The organism is Pedobacter puniceum, from assembly GCF_009674685.1.
GTDB classification, from domain to species: domain Bacteria; phylum Bacteroidota; class Bacteroidia; order Sphingobacteriales; family Sphingobacteriaceae; genus Pseudopedobacter; species Pseudopedobacter puniceum.
On sequence record NZ_WKJI01000002.1, the window covers coordinates 311002 to 332189 of the forward strand.

The following is a 21188-nucleotide window of genomic DNA, read 5'->3' on the forward strand; positions in this document are numbered from 1 at the left end:
TAATGGGCAGAATAATTTCTCTTACCATCATTTCCATTTTATTAGTGGTTTTTGATGTCTATATCTACAATGCAATTCGTAGTATTTTCCCAAATTGGTCTACCCAAAAGAAAAAGCGTTTCAGAAATATCTGGTGGGGTTATACCATCGTTTTACTGATTGGCGTTTTCATATCCATATTTTTCAATATCAAATTAGGTATTCGCTCTGTTACTTTGGTAGCTTTTTTCTTAACCTTCGTCAGTAAGTTTTTCTTTATCCCTATTTTATTGATAGATGATTTTAGAAGGCTCATCATCTGGTTTAAAAGAAAATCAAATAAAAAAGAAGCTGTTGAAGAAAAAACAGACAACAACATCAGTAGGTCCGAGTTTTTGGTAAAAACTGGTATGGCCGTTGCAGCTATCCCTTTTGGTACATTAAGTTGGGGCATTGCCTCTGGCGCACATGATTATCGTATCAAAAGGCAAACCTTAATTCTACCAAATTTACCTAAAGCTTTTGATGGCATTAAAATAGCCCAACTTTCTGATATACACTCGGGTAGTTTTTACAATAAAAAAGCTGTTTTAGGTGGTGTAGAAATGTTGCTGAATGAAAAACCAGATATTGCTTTCTTCACCGGCGATTTGGTAAATGGTAAAGCTTCAGAAATGCGAGACTATCAGGATATTTTCTCTAAAGTAAAAGCACCTTTAGGGGTATACTCTTGCTTGGGCAACCATGATTATGGCATGTATGAAAAATGGCCATCCCAAGCTGCACAAGACAAAAACCATCAAGAAATCATCAAAACCCACAAAAACATGGGTTGGGATTTATTGATAAACGAGAACCGCAGAATAAAAGTTGGTAATGAAGAGATAGGCATTTTAGGAATAGAAAACTGGGGTGCTGGCAGGTTTCCAAAATTTGGAAAGATGCAAGAAGCTGTAAAAAATACCGATGACTTAGCGGTTAAATTGCTGCTTTCTCACGACCCGTCACACTGGAAAGCACAAGTTTTAAAAGATTATCCGCAAATAGATGTGATGTTCTCTGGGCATACCCATGGTTCGCAATTTGGGATAGATACTGGTGATTTCCAATGGAGCCCCGTTCAGTATATTTACGAGCAATGGAAAGGTTTATATCAAGAAAATAACCAGCAACTATATGTTAATGTAGGCTTTGGTTTTATTGGTTATCCTGGCAGGGTTGGAATATTACCCGAAATCACGATATTTGAATTGAAGAGTGCTTAAAAACAAGCGCTAAAACGATGATTAAGCAGCTTAAAAAATTTCTTGATTTTTTACTGTTCAGTAATGTTTTTATTGCTTTAGGCGCTGTTGCACAGGGTTTAGTTACTTATTATTTATTAAATATAAAGCCAGTTTATACCATACTGGCTTTTTTATTTTTTGCAACCCTAACCATATATAATTTCAGTATCCTTATTCAAAAACCTCAGGATTATTTAAACTCGCCCTACCGCAGGGTAAGGTGGATTTTTAGTCATTACCGATTAAATATTTCTATTACTTTAATTGCAGTTCTTTCCTTAATCCCCTTGTTTTTCCTGCTAAGCTTTGCCTCTAAAGTATTACTATGCTTGCTAGGTTTAGTTTCTTTTGGCTACTCTTTACCCCTTTTTAGCGTTAACAATAAAAAATTTGGCTTAAGAAATATCCCCGGCTTAAAGCTATTTTTAATTGCAACAGTTTGGTCTGTAAGTACGGTTGCTTTACCCATATTAGAAATTAATGAATTGCATATTAGCTTTATATCTTTACAAGATACCACTTTACTTACGGCAAAAAGATTCTTATTTGTAGCCGCCATTACCGTCCCTTTTGATATTAGAGACCTTTTTCAGGATAAAGATGCTGATTTAAAAACCATACCTACTGTTTTTGGAGAAAAGAAAGCTTACTTATTTTGCCAATTTCTACTGGCTTTATACCTTGTTATGCTTTTTGTTTTTAACGATGGCTTTAATGCAAGTTTTTTAGGGTTAATGGTTACCATTGTACTGGCAGGTTGGCTCATCCTAAGATCAACATGGGAGAAAAACGAGTATTATTATTTCTTTTATCTGGATGGTACTTTAATTTTACAATACTTGATGTTGTTGCTTTTTAATTTATCGATATGAGTATCATCCCTATTAAAACTATCAATATAAAAGGTAAGGCAGAGCGTTTAGTTGCCAACCATCAATCTACCCGAACGGCTTACAATAAAGAACCCATTAGTACACCTGATATTTATCTCACCCTAACAGGTTTTAAAGGCGATACAGTGGTGCATACCAAATACCATGGCGGTAATGATAAAGCTATTTGTTGCTATAATGCCGATAGATTTAAATACTGGAATGAAACCTTAAATCTGGATTTACAAAGTGGTGCTTTTGGAGAAAATTTAACATTAGAAGGTGATGATGCGCTAGAAGAAAACGTTTTTATTGGCGATAGATACCAGCTAGGCGAAGCTGTGGTTGAAGTTTCTGAGCCACGCGGCCCATGTTATATCATCGGTATTAGGCATAATCTAAAGCAGTTTCCCGCTTTATGTCAGGAAACAGGCTTTACAGGTTTTTATCTGAGAACTATAAAACCCGGAAAAGTAAACGTTACAGATAAATTGGTTAAAATTTATAGTCACCCAGCCAAAATTTCGGTAATGGATATCAATTGTATTCGTTACCACGATAATAAAAACAAAACTTGGTTAGAAAAGTTAGTTGCCTTACAAGAGCTTACTGCCGAGTGGCGAGAAAAGTTTCAAGTACTATTAAACAAGCTGAAATAGCTATATATATTTAAATTCTTTTGCTCTTGCTATAGCGTCTTCTTTATTGTTTACTTGTAGTTTAATGTAAATATTTTTGATATGGAATTTCACCGTATCAACACTAATATCTAAGTTTAAAGCAATAGATTTATAACTTTTGCCTTCTGCAAGCTGTGTTAAAACCACAGTTTCTTTTTTTGATAGCGGATTTTCAGCAACATTCTTTTCAAAAGATTTCACAATCATCCGGGCGATGTTAGCACTCATAGGTGCTCCACCTCTAGAAGCTTCATCTAAAGCTCTTATTAATTCTTGGTAACCATTGTTTTTGGTAAGATACCCTATAGCTCCAGCACACATGGCTTCAAAAACGCGTTCGCTATTTTCAAAAACGGTAATCATAATGATATCAATTTTAGGGTATTTATTTTTGATAATAGATGTACCTTCAATACCACTCATCCCAGGTAAGTCAATATCCATTAAAACAATATCGGGTTTTAACCTTTTAATATCTTTAATAGCATCCTCACAGTTATCATAAATGGCAATAACTCTATAGCTTTCACTACTGTTTATCAAAAGTTCAAACCCTTTAGAAACATCGCAATTATCCTCTATAATGACAATTTTCCTTTTTAAATCCATATTAATCTCTTGATGCCAAGGGCGCCCACACCGTAAACGTTGTACCCTCATTTAAAGAAGAAGAAACTTTTAAAATAGCCCCAATCTTTTTAATTCTGTTGTTGATATTATTGATGCCGCGTTTACAAACTTCAGTATCAGTAAAGCCTATTCCATTATCAGAAAAATAAATTTCTATTCCATCATTAAGCTCTTTCATCTTAAAAATAATTTGCGAAGCATTAGCATGTTTCGCCGCATTTGTCATGATTTCTTTAAAGATATAGATGAGTTGCCTGCTAACGGTGGCCTTAAACCTGAGATTACTTTCTGGCTTAACAAAAGATTCTGAATTAAAACTAACACCTAATTTTACAAAAAAATCTTCTCCAAAATCTCTTAAATAGATAAACAACTCATCAGCATAATCACTTTTAAAGTCTATAGACCAAATAAAGTCTTTGGTACCATGATAAAGCTGCATAGAACGCTCTTCTATATTTTGCAAAAGTTCTTTTATCTCTTCTTTATGCTCTTCCTGATGATTAATTCTTAAGCTAATAGATTGTGATAGAATGGTTATACTAGCAAGCTTGTTTCCCATCTCATCATGAAAATCCCTAGCCAACTCATTTCTTAATTTACTTAACTCTTCTGTTTTAGCTTTAATTTTCTCTTCTAACTCCTGAATCTTTTCTTGTTTTAAGCTTTGTATTTTATGATTGGCCTTCTCTAAAACATTTCTAAAAGCAATAATTAGCCCTGATAAAAAAACAATTACAAAAACATAGGTAAAAGCATTATGAGTAGATGTATTATTTACCACATAATCTTTAAAAGCAAAGGCATTCTTGCTATCTAAAATGTAGAGTACTAGAATAAAGGTAACAACAAAACTAGATAGAATATTGCCTACCCTTACATTGGTAAATAAATAAGCACAAACTATTAATAAAAGTAGCCATATATTATCCACAGAGTATATACCGCCGGTATGATAAACACTTACCAAAACAGGCAGAGTGCAAATGAACATAAAGAAGCCTAAAGAACTACTTAAATCAGACTTTAATCTGAAATAGATAGCTGCAATTAAAAAGCCTACATAACCTAAAAGATTGGTAGCTATTTTTATATAATCTTGACTGTGAAAAATGAAAAAGTATGCTAAGTAAAAGAATAAAAAGACATTTGTAACAACCAAGGCATAGGCGAAAATAACAGCCTTCTTATAATCTTCATGTAAAGGATTATTGAGCTTAGGATGAATTAAATATCGTATTAGCATCATAGTTATAGCTTTTGGATTTTCATCCAAATCTAAGGCTAAATTAGATACGCTACTTCATAAAAAAACTACCCTTTTTGGGTAGTTTTTATTTAATATCATTAACCGAACTTTACAACACTATACTCTCATAAATTATGAAATCATCATTAAACAATAAGGGATATAAAGTTTACCGGTTTTTCTCTTTTCTATTCGGTTACATTAAGTTTATCTTTGCTATGCTTAGAGTAAACTGATGTTTAATAAGTTAAACCTGAAATCTGTACCCCACCCCGCGTACTGTTTGTAAAAACTGTGGGCGGTCTGGATTATCTTCTATTTTCTTTCTTAACCTTACAATATGCATATCTAAGGTTCTGGTATTTACATCAGAATTGTAACCCCAAACTACCATCATCAAATCATCTCTGCTGATGATGCTGTTCACATTTTTCAGGAAATAGAGTAAAATTCTATTTTCTAAAATGGTTAACTCTATTTTCTTATTATTTTTTAATAAAGAATGGGTATTTGGATGGTGTTCCATATCGCCAAACTTGCTAATTTCAGATTTATCGTGGCTAACTACATATTTAATCTTACTATCTAGCATAGCTACCAAAACATCCATATTAAAAGGCTTAGTTACGTAATCAGAAGCTCCAAAATTATAAGCATCTATCTTATCTGGATCTTGCGCTTTGGCTGTCATCATGATGATAAGATTTTCAAAACCTTTAGCTCTCAATGCAGTACATATTTCAGAACCCTGTTTGCCAGGTAACATCCAATCTAAGAGTACAATAGCAGGTTGCTCTGTTAAAACCATTTGTTCTGCTAAGTTGCCATCCGCACATTCTACTACTTTATATCCTTCTGTTTGTAAACGATGTGAAACCAAAAATCTAAGATTTTCATCGTCTTCAATAATTGCTATTTTAATGTCTTTTTGCATAATTATTTATCGTATGGCAAAGTTATTTTAAAATGCGAGCCTACACCGGGCTTGCTAGTTACGGTAATATCGCCATCCATAAAATTAACCAGTTCTTTACAAAAGGCCAAACCTAAACCCACACTTCCTTGCTGGTTGTATTGGCTTTGGATGCGATAAAATTTCTTAAATATATTCTTTATTTCTTTACGTTCTATACCGATACCCTTATCTTCAAATGAAAAAACAATGTTTTTCCTAAACTTATAAATGGTAATTTTCAAGAATTTGCTCCCTGGCTTAGCATATTTGTAAGCGTTCTCTATTAAATTATCAAATAAACTACCTAGTAACAACGGATCTGATTTAAAAGTTTCAACTCCTTTAATTAATAAATCAATCTCGTAGTCTGCATATTTAATTTGAAAAGAATCTATTATGTTTTGCGCAAAAATCTCTAGGTTTATATCTTCATTTTTTAGTTTGATAGCTCGGTTTTCTATCTGAGTAAAAGATAGTAACCTATTCATTAAATCATTCAACCTATCAGCCTCTTCATCCAAAATTTTACCGTAGTGGTTTTTCTCCCTTTCTGATAATTCTTTTGCGCTTTTGATATTGTTACCTGCAATTTTAATAACAGAAACAGGTGTTTTAAACTCGTGGGTAAAATTGTTTATAAAATCATATTGTAGTTTAAATAGCTTTTGATTGATGTTTAAATTTCTATAAATGAGAAAAGTAATCAACGCCAAAATACAATAGATAAAAAATACTCCGAAAGCGATGGGCATAAATCTTCTACCTACTTCTTTAATCAAAAAGTCTTTCTCGCTAGCAAAATAAAGCTTATAATCTGCAAAAGGACCCGATAAAGAAATATCAGTTGTAAGTAAGTTTGGTTTCTCTAAAACAGGGTCAAAAGATTGCTTACGGATATTTATAAATTGATAAATCTCTGGATGAATATTTTTAATGACTAATTGATAAGGATTGAGTTCGAAGGTAAAAATATCTTGTTGATACCTTGGTGAAGGGGGTAATTTTTTTAGCATTAAATCTTTGTACACCTTAATTTCTTCTCTCCTAGGTACGTTCATGTAGGTGATACGATTAGGAGTAACATTATAAAAAGTTTTAAAGATAATTTCTTCCGATAAAGCCTGTGTGGTATCTGCTTGTTCTATATAATTAACAAATTTCAACCCTACCTTATTTAGCTCTTCCGAGGCATTTAATGACAAATTATCATCTCTAGAGTTATCATAAATTACAATAGAATCTTTAGAGATATTACGCCCATACCTAAAAACATTCTTAATACCTAATTTAAAATTATCCGCTGTTAAACCATCTTCTATTGGCCTATTACTGATATAAACATCATAAAAAATAATACGGTCTACAAATCTGTACTGCTGAAGAACAGAATCTGCATATTTAGATGCAGAAGCAGAATCTAAATATCCTTGATAAAAGGAAACTTCCGGAACGGCATTTTGGAAAAAAGAATTATAAGGTGCTATAGTTTGCTCTAAAACTTCAATCTTTTTAGAAGAGAACTCGTTCTCTACATATTTTCTTGTGAAATTATAGCCTAAAAAAAGCGCTATAATTAAAGAAACAGAAATTAAGACCATAAAAACTATAATCAGGAGGAAGTTTTTACGATATCTTAACTCTTCTGATTTCATCTGTTAGACCTATTTAAATATTTGTCAAAAAAAGAATCTAGTTGGGCGTAAAAATTTATTTTACTTTTTTCATCACTTAAATAATGTCCTTCATTTTCATTTACAATGTAATTTACCTCTACATTATTTTTACGAATCTCCTTCACAAACTGGTTAGTCTCGCTTAAATTCACCTTTGGATCTTTACCACCTTGCCAAATAATAAGGGGTGTTTTTATTCTATTAGTTTGGAAAATGGGTGATGAATAACGAAGGTATTCAACATCTTTTTCGGGGTTACCAATAATCAAATCTATCATTTGCTGATAGGGCTTATAATAAGCTGGAAAACCTTTAATGTAGGTAAACAAGTTGATATAGCCAGAATAGGAAGCCGCACAAACATACATTTTAGGATTATAAACCACTTGGTTTAAAGCAGAAAAACCTCCAAAACTATACCCAAAAATTGCAATGCGACTAGGGTCAGCAATATCTTCTTGTATAAGCCATTTAACCCCATCTGTTATATCATGCTGAATATTTTTACTCCAATTTTTAAATGCTTGCTTTATAAATGCTTTACCATAACCTGTAGAGCCCCTAAAATTAACTTGCAAAACTGCATAACCACGATTAGCAAAAAACTGAACCTCAGGTGAGTAAGCCCATGAATTTCTCTGGTTTGGTCCACTATGCGGATAAATAACAACTGGTAATTTTTTAACTCCTCTGCCCTTAGGTAAAGTTAAGAAACCTTCTAACTCTAAACCATCTCTGTTTTTAAACTTAATATGCTTCATTTCACACATCATTGACGGCTTAATATCTGGGTTTACATCTGCCAATTTCATCAGATTCTTATTTTTCAAATTATAGAAATAATAAGAGCCAGGGTCTTTATCTGTAAAAGATCTAATAATTAAATGTTGCTCCTTTTGGTCTTTATGTATCAATCTTATTTCATCATCATTCAATTTCTTTTTGATATCCAAAAAAGCGTTTTTTAGTTGCTCATCAAAAAAGTGTACTTTTCTTTTAGGGTCTTCAAAAACAACAAAATTTAACGATTTACCTTTTCTAGAATAACTAACCTCCAGTACATCTCGTTCTTTATTCTCATACCACACTTTAGTTTCCTCGCCAGTTAAACAATTAAGCTCTACCACCGCTTTTTTATCCCTATTAATATCAGAAAGCGCAAAAATATGGTTGGCTTTACTACTTAAACCAATAGGTTTTACAGTATTTATGAAATTGCTAGATTTTACTGCTTTAAAAGCTTTGCTTCCCTTTTCGCGATAATATAAAGTTTCGGTTACACCATCACTACCTATAGCCATTCTTATCTCACCATCATTATCAGCAATCCATTCTACAATGCTACCCGGGTTTTTTTCTATCATTACCCTTTTACCAGTTTTCAAATCCAAACTATAAACATCAAAATTCTCTGGATTTCGCTCATTAATGGCTAATAAAATATCATTAGAATCGTGTTTTAAATAGTCTAAGAAATTAACTTTGGTACCTGGCTTGAGCGAAACTTCTATGGTATTACTACCATCATAAATAGAAGAAAAAAGCTGGAAATTTTCTCTTGCCCCATTGTCTTTAAAGTATAATAAATGGGTGTTACTAGCCCAAAAATAATTGCGTACAGATTGGTCTGTAAAAGAACTTATTCTAAAAGATGCTTTTGAGGTTAAAGATTGTACAAAAAGGTTAAGCTTGCCTTGGTAAGGTTTTAAAAATGAAATATACTTACCATCCGGAGATATTTGGAAATTAGATTGCTGAGGATTTTTAAAAAAAGTTTCAACCGAGACTTTGGCCGGTTTTTCTTCTGTACTACAAGAAACCAGAAAAATAAATAAAAATAATCTAGGTAAAATTTTTAAAAAACTTCTCATCATCACCATATAATCTGCTATCGCTTTCAAAAATTTAAAATAGCTAAAACAAGGCAATCAAAGCTATACATTTTAGTAACATTTAAAATACAACTTACGTTCTCTAATTCATGAAAAACAGCAAATATCATATAATAATTCCTAATTTAGTAGAAATGAGAATAAAGAAGCTCATATTACTATTTGCCTTTCTAAGTTGTTGCACTACATTGTTACAAGCGCAGCAAGAAAATGCTATTATACAAGCACAACAATACTTCTTCAATGGCGATTATCAAAACGCTATTAAACTTTACGAGAAACTTTACCAAAACCAGCAATATCAAGATTTTATATTCGATAATTATTTTAACAGCCTTTTGAAAATTAATGATTTTGATGAAGCTACCAAACTGGTTAAAAAACGTATCAAAGAAGAAGGTAACTCGCCCGGCCTATTGCTCTACCTAGCGCTTATCCAACAAAATAAAGGCAACGCCGCCGAAGCTGAAAAAATTTATGCAGATGTGATTAAAAATCTTCCGGCAGATGTTTTCACCATTAGCACCATTGCCAGTAATTTTTACAATAACAATAATATTGAGATGGCTACCAAAACCTTTTTGGCAGGTAGAAAGCTTCTAGGTAATAACAGCCAATTTAGTATAGAACTTATAAATATTTACCGTTACACCAAAGATAAAAACAACCTATCAGCAGAAATTCTTAACGTTTTAGAAAGTGCACCAGAATATTTGCAAATGGCAAAATCTAGCCTACAACGTACTTTTGATAGCACAGAAGATTATCAGACTTTTAAAACCATCCTCATTAAAAAAGTCCAAAAAGCGCCACAAAATATTGCACTTTCAGATTTATTAGCATGGACATTTACCCAACTTAAAGAATATGATTTAGCCCTTATACAAACCATCGCTCTAGATAAAAGATCTCAAGATAATGGCGCTAAAGTATTTGCTTTAAGCAATATCATGGCAGATAATGAAGCTTACGATGCTGCCATAAAAGGCTACACTTATATCTTAGAAAAGGGCAATAATAATAGCTATTATATTCCATCAAAACTAGAACTTCTTAAACTCCAAAAAGAAAAACTATTAAACAACAACCACAGCCCCAACGTGGCCGAGTTACAAAAACTAGCCAACAGCTATGAAGATATTTTAGAAATACTGGGTAAAAATGCTCGTACTATTAAGGCTATATCAGAACTTGCTCGCTTAAAAGCTTACTACCTCAATCAACCTCAAGAGGCCGAATTACTTTTAGAACTTGCCTTAGATACAAAAGGACTTAACGCAGAAGATTTAGCCGAATTAAAAATAGAACTGGCAGATATTTATACGCTCAATAAAAATTTTTGGGATGCCTCTCTGATGTTCGGTCAGGTAGAAAAATCATTCCCAAACCATCCCTTAGGCCAAGAAGCTAAGTTTAAAAATGCAAAAATATCTTTCTACAAAGGCGATTTTAAGTGGGCAAAATCCCAACTAGACGTTTTAAAAGCTTCCACATCGCAACTTATTGCCAACGATGCACTAGATTTAAGCCTACTCATAAAAGACAACACTTTTGAAGATACCAGTGGAAACGCTTTAAAAGTTTATGCCCGGGCAGAGTTTCTACGTTTCCAAAATCTAAATAACCAAGCCTTAAGCTTATTAGACAGCCTAACAAAAGCCTATCCAACACATGCTTTAGATGATGATATTTGGGTTTCCAAAGCTCGCATTTTCACCAATATGAAACAGTTTGAACAAGCCGCAAAAGCTTACGAAACCATTATAGAAAAACATAGTCAAAGCATCTGGGCAGATGATGCTTTGTTTAACCTAGCTCTTTTGTATCAAGATAAACTCAACAACACCCCAAAAGCCAAACAATGTTACGAGCAGCTTTTAGAGAAATTTCCAGGTAGTTTATACGTAGTAGAAGCCAATAAAAAATATCGTTTACTAAAAGAAGCTATTTAGTATTTGTAGCGCAACAGCAGTGCAAACCATTTACTTTGTTCCCGCTATCCGCTATACTCCTCGCTGCCCTCTTAAAATCGGGCGCTACGGGGTGCCGCTACTATCGGGGCTAAAATATATGGATACTGCTATTGATTAAGCATCCAAAAACTTACCTTTGCAACATGATTATCTATAATGTTACTTCTATCATAGAAGAAAATATTCAACAAGAATATTTGGAGTATATGTACAACATCCATATACCAGAAGTACTCTCTACAGGTAAGTTTTCAGATGCTAAACTATTTCTCCTTACCGAACCACAAAATGAAGGTATTACCTATTGTGCCCAGTATTTTGCTAAATCTAAAGAAGATTTAGTGTATTACAGAGCACATTACTCGCCCAAATTACAGGCAGATATCAAACAAAAGTTTGGCAATAGCCTACTTTCTTTCAGAAGCGTTTTAGAACTTACACAAGCTACTATATGAACTTTATAGAAACCCCCATCAAAGATTTAATCGTAATAGAACCTAAAGTCTGGAAAGATGAAAGAGGTTATTTTTTCGAAAGTTTTAACCAGAAAACATTTGCTCAGGCTGGCATCAATTTAGAATTTGTACAAGACAACCAATCTTTTTCACAAAAAGGCACTTTAAGAGGTTTACACGCTCAAGCCAATCCTTTTGCGCAAGGTAAATTGGTAAGGGTTATACAAGGTAAAGTGCTAGATGTAGCGGTAGATATTAGAAAAAACTCGCCAACCTACGGCCAATACCACGCTGTAGAGCTAAGTGCCGATAATTTTAAGATGTTTTGGGTACCACCAGGCTTTTTACATGGCTTTGTAACTTTAGAAGACCAAACCATATTTGCTTATAAAGTAACCGGCTTTTACGATAAAGACTCAGAAATTGGCGTGTTGTGGAACGATCCAGACTTAAATATCGATTGGAAAATTAAACCCGAAGAAGCCATCTTATCAGAAAAAGACAAACAACTTCAGAATTTTAAAGATTTGAAAGCGTTTTTTTGAGGTATAGGGAGTTGAGAGTGGAAAGTTTAAAGAACTTATCGACTAAAAATTGGAATCGTATATATCAGCTTTAAGTAATAATGAAAGCAGAATTTTGATTACAGCAATATTTCTTCCTTTTAGCGCTGAGAAAATATTGTTATAAGCCGTTATTTTAGTTTTATAGTTAAATTTGTTATTCTTTCTACTAGGTCGTTATTGATTTCGACTTTGTCACTTTTTGCAAATTCAATTAATCCATATCCCACTTCAACTAATTCCCTCATTAAGCTCTTTTCCCCCGGTGACCATACGGTTCCAGTTTTAAGACCACTGTCGTTAATTGAAAAAAAGTATTGAGTTCCGTCAACTCCTAAACTTTCTTTCTGGATAAATCTTGAATTGAAAATCGCAGTTCGGTACAGGTTTTTTATTAGTGCCACAGAAGACTTTGATAACTGTTTTCGAAATTTAGATATTTTCACATCAGCTTTATTTTTCGAATACCAAATGCTCTGTTCTGCTATGTGATACTCAATATAATATTTATCTTTTTCTTCGTCTTTGATTACATCTAAAACATTTTCTGGACTAAATGATGGCATTACTAAAAATCTTATTTCAGGGTCATCAGTCAACCCATTGAAAAGAACTTTTCTTACACTGGAATAATAATCAAACTGAAAGCTATAAACATCAAAAATTCCTCCTACTGGTTCTAAATGGTCGACTTGTGCGTTAGATTTGTTAACACAAAAAAATAGGACTAATGTGAGAATCAAGAATTTCAAGTGGTTCATTTATGTCGATTTTTTATAATGGCTTATAACGTCAGTTTGTCTAAAAACCTAAATCTAATCGCTGAGAATTGAATATACAAGAATTTTGTAAGATAGGTGTCCGTATATGGAATTTCAATTTTGAGGTTTTTAGACAGTTTGACGGTTGGCGAATTTGTTTTGTAATGGCATAGAAAGCAAAAACTTGTCTGCCCGTTTAAACTTAGTTAATTGCGATGAAATAACATTAAGCAGTTCAGCCATTATAATACAAATTTGTGGTTAGGTGCAGTTTTTTTATGTTTTCTCCTAAGGTTTTTTCAATTTTTTATTTCAACTCGTTGTCTCAATCATATGTTTTATTCTTTTCTCAGCCTCTGCTTTTGTAATTCCATTATAAAAGTCTTTTACAAATGGATGGTCAAAATCTTTATGAGGTATAATTTCCGGTCTATTTCCGTCTTTATTTGTGTAAACAGTTGTCGGAATACTTTCATCGAATTCGTAATCGAGAAGGTCATTACTTAACCAGCCAAAATATTTATTTTCATAATTGTCGTTGTTAAAATTTAATGAGTAATCTTCAAAGCTCTTTTCGCTTAGACTAACCCAAAGTCCATATTGTAAATCTTGACAATGGTCGGTGATTTCTTGGAATAAGACGCAGCGAATAAATCTATCAGTTTGGTCGGGATGTTTAATGACACAAAAGTCAGAGTCCAAAGTTGCAATTGATTTTTTCTCCTCATCGGATAAAGTGTCGTATGCTAAAGGAGAAATGTATGTCAACGCTGGCCATTCTTCATGAACTTTTCCGCATTTTTCACAGGTATATTTCATTTGCAGAGTTTTTATTTAAGCACTATTGTCGTTTTAAAATTGCACCTAACGTCAGTTTGTCTAAAAACCTAAATCTAATCGCTGAGAATTGAATATACAAGAATTTTGTAAGATAGGTGTCCGTATATGGAATTTCAATTTTGAGGTTTTTAGACAGTTTGACGTTTTGCAGCTACACGCAGGTGGGGTTTTTTAGCACTGAATTTCATTAGAAGCACTAAACTTGAACCTTGCACTAAACTGTCATAGAAGCACTTAACCCCCACTTGCGTGTAGGTGCTGTTATGCCTAGGCTTTCTTTCCATTCGTCTGTCAGCTTGTTGTGAAATATTCAATTAGTAATTTGTTTCCTTGTCGCCACTTTATCCAACCTGATTTTATTTTCGTTTTGCTCTCTGTATAGCTCTCGTCACAATAGTCTGCCGTAAAAATTTCAATCCAATCTCCTTTCATTGATTTTACTTGAAAACAGTCTTGTCCTTGATAGATAATTTCTTCCGAATTGTCAGTTGGTAAACTTCTAATTTTTTGTTGTTGGTCAGACAGTCTCGCAACTCCGAACATTTCCTTTAAATAGCTTTCCCAATCATTAAAAGTCGTAAAGTCGCTTTTTTTTAGCCATAGAGTTTCTTCAGTTTCATTGTTAACCATAACTTCCAACCAATTGCCCTTAGCTGTCAAGCAGCGAAAAACGAATTGGGAATAGTCAAGCCACAAAATCTCTGGCTTTAACCATTCTTTATGTTTGTCAAGGTCACGAATATTCCAACTGTTAATTGTCTGGTCATTAAAAAACTGAATTGTTCTTTTTGGTTCATTGCCACTAGGTGTCGAGTAAAAGTGCAAGGTCGTTTTGTCGTCAAAGTTGATTGAAACAAGTCCAAGGCCAAGGTCTGTTTGCGCCAAGAGATTTGTCGTCAGAAGCAGTAATATGTATGTTAGCAGAGTCTTCATTTTAAGCTTAGGCATAACGATTGGCGAATTTGTGTTGTAATGGCTTAAAAAGCAAAAACTTGTCTGCCCGTATAGACTTAGTTAATTGCGATGAAATAATATAAAGCAGTTCAGCCATTATAATACAAATTTGTGGTTATGCCTAGTTTTTTCTATACGTTCAATATCTAATATGTCAGACAACCTATTTATACTGCTTTTAGATAATCTTCTGAACGCTATTTCTATAAATAAGAAACGTATAAGAATGAACATTAGAATTACAGTAAGAAGAGTCATTATTGAAAATCTTCCTTTTTCTGAAATTAGGTCGGTAATTAATAGAACAACTGGAAAACACAAAATAACGCTTAATAAAATTTGAAAAGCTTTATTAATACTAATATTCAGTTGTCCGACCTGATTGTCAATTTTACCTTTTAAAACACAGAATGCACCTTTCCCAATTTCAGATGAGATTATTGTAAATGTATTGTTTTCTATTATTCCACGAAATGATTTGTCGGTTATTTGTGAGGTCAAACTTTTTGAAAATTCAGTTCGTCTTTTTAAACGGTCTAAAGCTTCTACTTCATTTCCAGTTATTTTAAAATTGTAATCACTTTCGGGAAAGATTTTCATTGTCGTTCGTGTTTTTTAAAATTAGGCATAACGTTTTGCAGCTACCCGAAGGTGGCGATTTCGAAGCACTTCACTGTCAACCAAGCACAAACTTTGATAGAAACACAAAGCTTGATTTAACCTATGAACCGCCACTTTTGGGTAGGTGCTGTTAGCTGCTGGGCTTTTTCTTCGTATTAACATTGTCGGTCGTTTTTGTTCGCTTTTTTATTGTCGGTTTAGGATTTAAGTAACTCATAAAGCCATCAACGGCATCTTGCATCATTTCTCTTGTTTCTATATCGTCATAGCAAGGACATTTGTCTGGGTGCTGTTTACAGTCGTCCCACATATTTTGTATTTCTAATAAGTCCTCTTTTGTAAAGTCAAATATTTGGTCTGAAAGTATTGCATATGCACTTATTTTTGATTCGTAAGTTTCATAGAATAGAATTCTGAAAATTTCTTTAAGTTTTTGACTACAGTCCAAAGACTCTAATGCAAAAACCATTGTCCCGTTATAATTGTGGTTTTCCTTTTTAAAAATAGCTGTCAAGAGCGGTTCTAATGCTCGATTGTCCTTGATGTCTTCTAAAGCTAAAGCTGCTCGATTTCTAATACCAGAATTGTCTAAAGCAATTAGTGATATTAAAAAGTCAACAACTTCGTCACCACCAATTTGTCCCAGTCTATCAGCTGATGATTTAACTAGCTCCCAGTCGTCAGAAAAAACGTCTTTCTTTAATTGTTCAAATTCTAGTTTCAATTTGTCGTCTGTCATATCGTTTTTGTCGTAATAGCCTTGCAGCTAACTAGTAAATATCCGCTATACTATAGCGCATATTTTTCGATTAAGTTACAATTTAGTATTAGATTTTAAATATTCAAATTATCTGAAGGAGCTTTTTTATTTGACTAATATGCTTTGTAATCATCTATATTTTAGTTTTTTATATGGCTACTACCTATCGTGTATGACAATTTTCAATACTTGTTCTAAAAATTTAAACAATTATAAGAATTAAGACAACTATTATCCGGATTTATCCGGATATACACGGGTATACACGGATAATTTAAGTTAAATCTTCAGTATAAATTCATTGTTTTTTAAAGGCATTCATGAACTCGTTCCTCTTTTTTGTTTCTTATCATCAAGAAAAAGAAAAAAGACCGCTACCCGGCTAAGGTTGGAAGGACTTATCCGTTATAGCTGAAAAGACCTGAAATACAATAAAAAAGGGGATTCATCCAAAGATAAAATCCCCTTTAAATAATATCGAATACCTTTTATTGTATCAAATTATACAATTCATCCAACTTTGGTGAAAGTATAATTTCTATTCTTCTATTCTTACTTCTCGCTTCTGGTGTATTTAAATTCTCTACCGGTTGGAATTCTCCTTTACCTGTAGCCGTTAAGCGATTAGCATCCACTTTTTGCTCATCAATCAAAAATCTGGTTACCGAAGTAGCTCTCAGCACACTTAAATCCCAGTTATCTTTTATTTGCCCTAGGTTAACTACCCTTTGGTTATCTGTATGCCCTTCAACGGCTATATTAATCTCGGGTTGTGTATTTAGAACTTTAGCTAATTCTTTTAAAGCTTGTTTACCTCTCTCGTCTATAACAATGCTACCACTGCTAAATAGTAGCTTATCGGTTAAAGAAACATAAACTTTACCGTTTTTAATTTCCACTGTTAAGCCGTTTTCAGCAAAACCTAAAAGTGCTTTTTGTAGTTTATTTTTTAAGGCGTTAGTAGCTTCATCTCTTTTACGTAATACTTCTTCAACCTCCTTTAATCTAGCTTCACGTTTTTGTAAATCATCCGCTAGCTTTCTTATCTCTGTAGAGCTATTGGTTCTCAGCTTTGTATAATTATTATTTACATCATCTAAAGAACTACTTAAACTTGCAATACGCTGATTTAAATTAGCTGTATCGGCTTTAAGCTTTGCAATTTCTTCTTCCAAAGATTGTATTTTAACTTTTGCAGCATCCCAACCTGCCGCAATAGAATCTTTATCAGCTAATAATTGTTTATACTTCTTCGTAGACATCACCATACAAGAACTCATGAATAAAGCTGCTATGATGGTAAATAATAAGATTTTGAATTTCATTTCTTTTATTTTATATAAATATACAAAACTCTTTTAGGCTTATGCTACTATGGCTTCCTTAATAAATTTATTTAGTGGATAAATAAGCTTCATTCCTTCTAATACTGTATTTATCATATTATCGCCAGCCATCTCTTCATCAGTAAAAGATCTGGAGCAAATAAAACTTTTAAGCTTTAAAATATGAATATAAGGATGGTCTTTAGGATAATCTTTTGGAGCGTTTTTTAACTGATCTTCTGTACTTAAACCCCCAAAGTATGCTTTAAAAGCTTTAGCTTCTATAATATCTAAAAAATCAGATGTATTATAATCAATTTCTTGTCTGATAGCTTTTAAATGATGAGCTTCTGGCATCCAGTAGCCTCCAGCCACAAAACTTTTCCCCGGTTCTATATGGATATAATATCCCGGTAAGGTACCACCTCTTCCTTCAGAAGAGATACTTATACCTATATTACTTTTATAGGGAGCTTTATTCTTGCTAAATCTTACATCTCTATAGATTCTAAGTACACATTTTTTAGCCTGTAAATCTTCCGGAATACTAGGATCTATTTTTTTGATGCCAACTAAAAGCTCTTCGGTAAAATCTAATGCATTTTGCTTGGCCTGCTCATATCTATTTTTATGGGTATTAAACCAATCGCGGTCATTATTGGCAATTAATTCTTTCAGAAAAGTAAATGTATCCTTACTTATCTTCATCATAATGTGCTACGTATTTAATTTTAGGGGATAACCAATACAAAAGTATTACTCTAGAGTATCTAAAATTTAATGGCGCCAATAAAAAACTTGCTGTTAAAATAGCTATAATATAAATCCAAGGGCTCTTGTCTTCCTGAGTGATGAAATACGTAAGAAAGCCAATTCCAACTGCTAAAGCTACATTAATGGCATAACCTACGTACATAGCGGCATAAAAGTAACCTGGTTCTATTTCATAACGCATACCGCAATGAGGACAATGCTCATGCATTTTCTGAGAAGAAAATCCATACATGGAATTTTGAAACATATCTCCTCTTCTGCAACGTGGGCATTTAGCTAAAACAAATGCTTTAATTTCAGGTGTTTTAGCCATAATTAGTTCAGATTAATTCTTTCGGATTTGATTTCAATCGTAACGTCTTTTTTTCTGTACTTTTTATACCATAGATAGCCAATACCTAACATAGCTAGGTATGGTGCCGCTAAAAGATACATGATACCGCTGTTTAAGCCTTTACCAGCAGAACCGCCATTATCTAAGTTTGACTCTACCGTGGCTTGACACATAGCACATTGTGCAAATGTTTCTGATGAAATACTTATTAAAATAAATAGTACAATAATTATCCCTACTCTTTTCATGGCTTTATTAAAAATTGTAATATGGAGAAATCATTAAATAAACAATAACACCTGTAACAGTAACATACAACCAAACAGGGAAGCTATATCTTACTAATTTTCTATGCTTCTCTACCTGCATTTGTAAGCCTCTGTAAAAACTCAATAATATTAGCGGTAAAACACCTGCTGCTAAAATGATATGCGTTATTAAAATAACGTAATAAACATATCTAACATTGCCTGCTGCTGCAATTTCTGCAACATCTAAATTCCCATCATGATTAAGATCGCCAAACTTGGTTTCAGGTGCAAAATAGTGGAAAATGATATAAGAAACTAAGAACAAAGAGGAAAGAAAAAAGGTAAAGATATTTACCCTTTTATGCATGGTGATATTTTTTTGCTTGATAAAATATAGAGAAACTAATAATAGAACACTACAAGTACCATTGATGATAGCATTTAGAGTAGGCAAAAAATAAACAAAGTCTGGAGTTTCTATGGTTACTGGTATAATCTTTCGATTTAAAATAACCACCACTAAAAAAACAAAAATAGATACTCCTGTTACAACTCTGAAAATAAGTTTATCGTTCATATGCTTATTAAAATTCTGCTTTTATTTTCCTTAACTCTTCTGTTATTAAGATTTTCATTTCATCGCCCATTTTCTTTACTTCTGACGCTGATGTAGCATCGTAATAACCTCGTATTCTATGTTCTGCGTCTAACAAGACTAATTTCTCACTATGTATAAACTCTCCAGTTTGCTTGTTTTCCAATGCATTTAAAAAGAATTGATTTCTTGCTAACGGATAAACCACATTGGTATCAGCACTTAAAAAATCCCATTTGCCAGATAAAGCACCATTTTGTTTAGCATATTGCGCTAATACACTTTGATTATCAAATACTGGATCTACAGATATAGACAAAAATCTTACGATTTTGTTGTCTTTGAATTCCTGATTCAACCATTTTATATTGGTATACATCTGAGGAACTAAATCTTTAGAACGACTATAGAAGAAATTAACCACGATGAGTTGTTTCTTTATGCTATCAATAACTACTTTATTACCATTTTGGTTTGTAGCTTCAAAAGATTTTACAACATGAAAAATAGTATCTGGAATTTTCTTACCTCGCTTTTTGGTGAAAGTTGTGGCTACTTCTTTTGGGCCAAAAATTGGTAAGGGTTTATACCTATTTTCTCCTTTAGACTGGAGTAAATAATATAAAAATCCTGGTACCGCTAATATGGTTACCAGGATTAATATTTTCGCTAATGGGAATTTATTGCTCATATAGGCATGCTATCCTGTATGTAATTACCTTCTGTTAACATCAAAATGATAAAATAGATGATAAAGACAAAAGAAACCAGAATAGCTACTATTAAAGCATATTTCTCAAATTTTAGGTGCATAAAGAATGCAACTATATAATAAGCTTTAAGTAGTGTTAAAGCAATGTATAAAAAGTTTTTAACACCATGTGACATTACAGTTTCTGGAATAGCTAAAGCTATAATAAACTCTATCACGGTAATGAATAGTAAAATGAAGAATACTTTCCAGATTTTACCTTTACTCATGCTTGCATGCTCTTCTGCATGTTCTAAATGTGTATTTTCTTGAGACATGGGATACTGATATTTTAAGATTAAACTAAATAGAAGAAGGTAAACACGAATACCCAAACCAAATCAACGAAGTGCCAGTATAAACCAACTTTTTCAATCATTAGATAATGGCCTCTTCTTTCAAACACACCAGCCATAGTCATAAACAAGATAATAATATTTATAACCACACCAGAAAATACGTGAAAACCATGGAAACCCGTAATCGTGAAAAACAAGTTAGAAAACTGTTGAGCACTTACACCATCAGCTCCTAAAGATTTTACCGTTTCCGCATCAGGAATAGTTCCCCACCAAAAACCTTCATGGTGTAGATGTGTCCATTCTAGAGCTTGGCAACCTAAGAACATAAAACCACCAATAATGGTAGCTATCATCCACCAGATTACTTCTTTCTTAGCTTTTCTGTGCCCTGCTTCAACGGCTAATACCATTGTTACAGAACTCATAATTAAAATAAATGTCATGATACCAACAAACACCAATGGGTAACCATGATCTGCTACACCTGGAATTGATTGAAACACGATATCTGGATCTGGCCAAGTAAGTTTACTAAAACGTTGTGCTCCGTAATAAATCAAAAATGCAGAAAATGTAAATGCATCTGATAAAAGGAAAAACCACATCATCAATTTTCCGTACTCTACAGAAAATGGAGATCTTCCTCCGCTCCAGGGAGTAGTTTTAACTTCGTCTAATTTTGCTACTGTATTCATCAAAAATTATTGCTTGTA

Annotated in this window: 24 protein-coding genes; 6 read left to right on the forward strand and 18 right to left on the reverse strand. The window is 33.0% G+C overall.

Annotated features, from left to right (window positions below):
• The first annotated feature begins 2 nt into the window (after positions 1-2).
• From GJJ64_RS07950 to GJJ64_RS07960, 3 genes are read left to right on the forward strand one after another with little or no spacing between them, the layout of a single operon-like run.
• On the forward strand, positions 3-1244 hold the full coding sequence (locus tag GJJ64_RS07950) for a metallophosphoesterase (protein WP_154287268.1): 1242 nt from the start codon (positions 3-5) through the stop codon (positions 1242-1244).
• A 17-nt stretch (positions 1245-1261) separates the two neighbouring features.
• On the forward strand, positions 1262-2137 hold the full coding sequence (locus tag GJJ64_RS07955; RefSeq protein ID WP_154287270.1) for a UbiA prenyltransferase family protein: 876 nt from the start codon (positions 1262-1264) through the stop codon (positions 2135-2137).
• Positions 2134-2796: an MOSC domain-containing protein gene (locus GJJ64_RS07960; RefSeq protein ID WP_154287272.1), complete on the forward strand. Its 663-nt coding sequence runs from the start codon at positions 2134-2136 to the stop codon at positions 2794-2796. The genes GJJ64_RS07955 and GJJ64_RS07960 overlap by 4 nt, the downstream gene beginning before the upstream one ends.
• On the opposite strand, the gene GJJ64_RS07965 is transcribed toward GJJ64_RS07960, so the two are convergent.
• The 5 genes from GJJ64_RS07965 to GJJ64_RS07985 form a co-directional block, all read right to left on the reverse strand.
• Positions 2797-3426, reverse strand: a complete 630-nt coding sequence (locus GJJ64_RS07965; protein WP_154287274.1) for a response regulator transcription factor — start codon at positions 3424-3426, stop codon at positions 2797-2799.
• A gap of 1 nt (position 3427) precedes the next feature.
• Positions 3428-4696, reverse strand: coding sequence for a sensor histidine kinase (locus GJJ64_RS07970; protein ID WP_154287276.1), 1269 nt, complete (start codon positions 4694-4696; stop codon positions 3428-3430).
• 247 nt (positions 4697-4943) lie between these two features.
• Entirely contained in the window at positions 4944-5630 is a 687-nt protein-coding gene (locus GJJ64_RS07975) for a response regulator transcription factor (RefSeq protein ID WP_154287278.1), read from the reverse strand.
• Positions 5631-5632: 2 nt separating this feature from the next.
• Complete coding sequence (locus tag GJJ64_RS17120) at positions 5633-7303, reverse strand: sensor histidine kinase (protein WP_154287280.1); 1671 nt, start codon at positions 7301-7303, stop codon at positions 5633-5635.
• A complete protein-coding gene (locus GJJ64_RS07985; protein ID WP_154287281.1) occupies positions 7300-9225 on the reverse strand; it encodes a S9 family peptidase in 1926 nt (641 codons plus the stop codon). Before GJJ64_RS07985 ends, GJJ64_RS17120 begins: the two co-directional genes overlap by 4 nt.
• 125 nt (positions 9226-9350) lie before the next feature.
• On the opposite strand from GJJ64_RS07985, the gene GJJ64_RS07990 reads away from it, so the two are divergent.
• The 3 genes from GJJ64_RS07990 (at position 9351) to rfbC (ending at position 12189) form a co-directional block, all read left to right on the forward strand.
• On the forward strand, positions 9351-11168 hold the full coding sequence (locus GJJ64_RS07990) for a tetratricopeptide repeat protein (protein ID WP_195759256.1): 1818 nt from the start codon (positions 9351-9353) through the stop codon (positions 11166-11168).
• Positions 11169-11332: 164 nt separating this feature from the next.
• The gene (locus tag GJJ64_RS07995) at positions 11333-11644 is read left to right on the forward strand and encodes a DUF4286 family protein (RefSeq protein ID WP_154287283.1); all 312 of its coding nucleotides are present in this window, start codon (positions 11333-11335) and stop codon (positions 11642-11644) included.
• Positions 11641-12189: a dTDP-4-dehydrorhamnose 3,5-epimerase gene (gene rfbC / locus GJJ64_RS08000; RefSeq protein WP_154287284.1), complete on the forward strand. Its 549-nt coding sequence runs from the start codon at positions 11641-11643 to the stop codon at positions 12187-12189. Before GJJ64_RS07995 ends, rfbC begins: the two co-directional genes overlap by 4 nt.
• Before the next feature lie 149 nt (positions 12190-12338).
• On the opposite strand, the gene GJJ64_RS08005 is transcribed toward rfbC, so the two are convergent.
• The 13 genes from GJJ64_RS08005 to GJJ64_RS08065 form a co-directional block, all read right to left on the reverse strand.
• On the reverse strand, positions 12339-12968 hold the full coding sequence (locus GJJ64_RS08005; protein WP_154287285.1) for a hypothetical protein: 630 nt from the start codon (positions 12966-12968) through the stop codon (positions 12339-12341).
• Positions 12969-13280: 312 nt separating this feature from the next.
• A complete protein-coding gene (locus GJJ64_RS08010; RefSeq protein ID WP_154287286.1) occupies positions 13281-13787 on the reverse strand; it encodes a DUF2199 domain-containing protein in 507 nt (168 codons plus the stop codon).
• A gap of 312 nt (positions 13788-14099) precedes the next feature.
• A complete protein-coding gene (locus GJJ64_RS08015; RefSeq protein ID WP_195759257.1) occupies positions 14100-14756 on the reverse strand; it encodes a hypothetical protein in 657 nt (218 codons plus the stop codon).
• A gap of 102 nt (positions 14757-14858) precedes the next feature.
• On the reverse strand, positions 14859-15362 hold the full coding sequence (locus tag GJJ64_RS08020; RefSeq protein ID WP_154287288.1) for a hypothetical protein: 504 nt from the start codon (positions 15360-15362) through the stop codon (positions 14859-14861).
• A gap of 151 nt (positions 15363-15513) precedes the next feature.
• Positions 15514-16122: a HEAT repeat domain-containing protein gene (locus tag GJJ64_RS08025; RefSeq protein WP_154287289.1), complete on the reverse strand. Its 609-nt coding sequence runs from the start codon at positions 16120-16122 to the stop codon at positions 15514-15516.
• A gap of 509 nt (positions 16123-16631) precedes the next feature.
• The gene (locus tag GJJ64_RS08030; RefSeq protein ID WP_195759258.1) at positions 16632-17468 is read right to left on the reverse strand and encodes an OmpA family protein; all 837 of its coding nucleotides are present in this window, start codon (positions 17466-17468) and stop codon (positions 16632-16634) included.
• Positions 17469-17507: 39 nt separating this feature from the next.
• Complete coding sequence (locus GJJ64_RS08035) at positions 17508-18179, reverse strand: DUF2461 domain-containing protein (protein ID WP_154287290.1); 672 nt, start codon at positions 18177-18179, stop codon at positions 17508-17510.
• Positions 18163-18555 carry a DUF983 domain-containing protein gene (locus tag GJJ64_RS08040; RefSeq protein WP_154287291.1) on the reverse strand — a complete coding sequence of 131 codons (393 nt, stop codon included), beginning with the start codon at positions 18553-18555 and terminating at the stop codon, positions 18163-18165. The genes GJJ64_RS08035 and GJJ64_RS08040 overlap by 17 nt, the downstream gene beginning before the upstream one ends.
• Before the next feature lie 2 nt (positions 18556-18557).
• Complete coding sequence (locus GJJ64_RS08045) at positions 18558-18824, reverse strand: hypothetical protein (RefSeq protein WP_154287292.1); 267 nt, start codon at positions 18822-18824, stop codon at positions 18558-18560.
• A gap of 7 nt (positions 18825-18831) precedes the next feature.
• Positions 18832-19404, reverse strand: a complete 573-nt coding sequence (locus GJJ64_RS08050; protein WP_154287293.1) for a DUF420 domain-containing protein — start codon at positions 19402-19404, stop codon at positions 18832-18834.
• A gap of 7 nt (positions 19405-19411) precedes the next feature.
• The gene (locus tag GJJ64_RS08055) at positions 19412-20113 is read right to left on the reverse strand and encodes an SCO family protein (RefSeq protein ID WP_154287294.1); all 702 of its coding nucleotides are present in this window, start codon (positions 20111-20113) and stop codon (positions 19412-19414) included.
• Positions 20110-20451, reverse strand: a complete 342-nt coding sequence (locus GJJ64_RS08060; protein WP_154287295.1) for a cytochrome C oxidase subunit IV family protein — start codon at positions 20449-20451, stop codon at positions 20110-20112. Before GJJ64_RS08060 ends, GJJ64_RS08055 begins: the two co-directional genes overlap by 4 nt.
• Positions 20452-20471: 20 nt before the next feature.
• Positions 20472-21170 (reverse strand): cytochrome c oxidase subunit 3, encoded by a 699-nt coding sequence (locus tag GJJ64_RS08065; RefSeq protein WP_195759259.1) that lies wholly within the window; start codon positions 21168-21170, stop codon positions 20472-20474.
• Between the last annotated feature and the right edge of the window lie 18 nt (positions 21171-21188).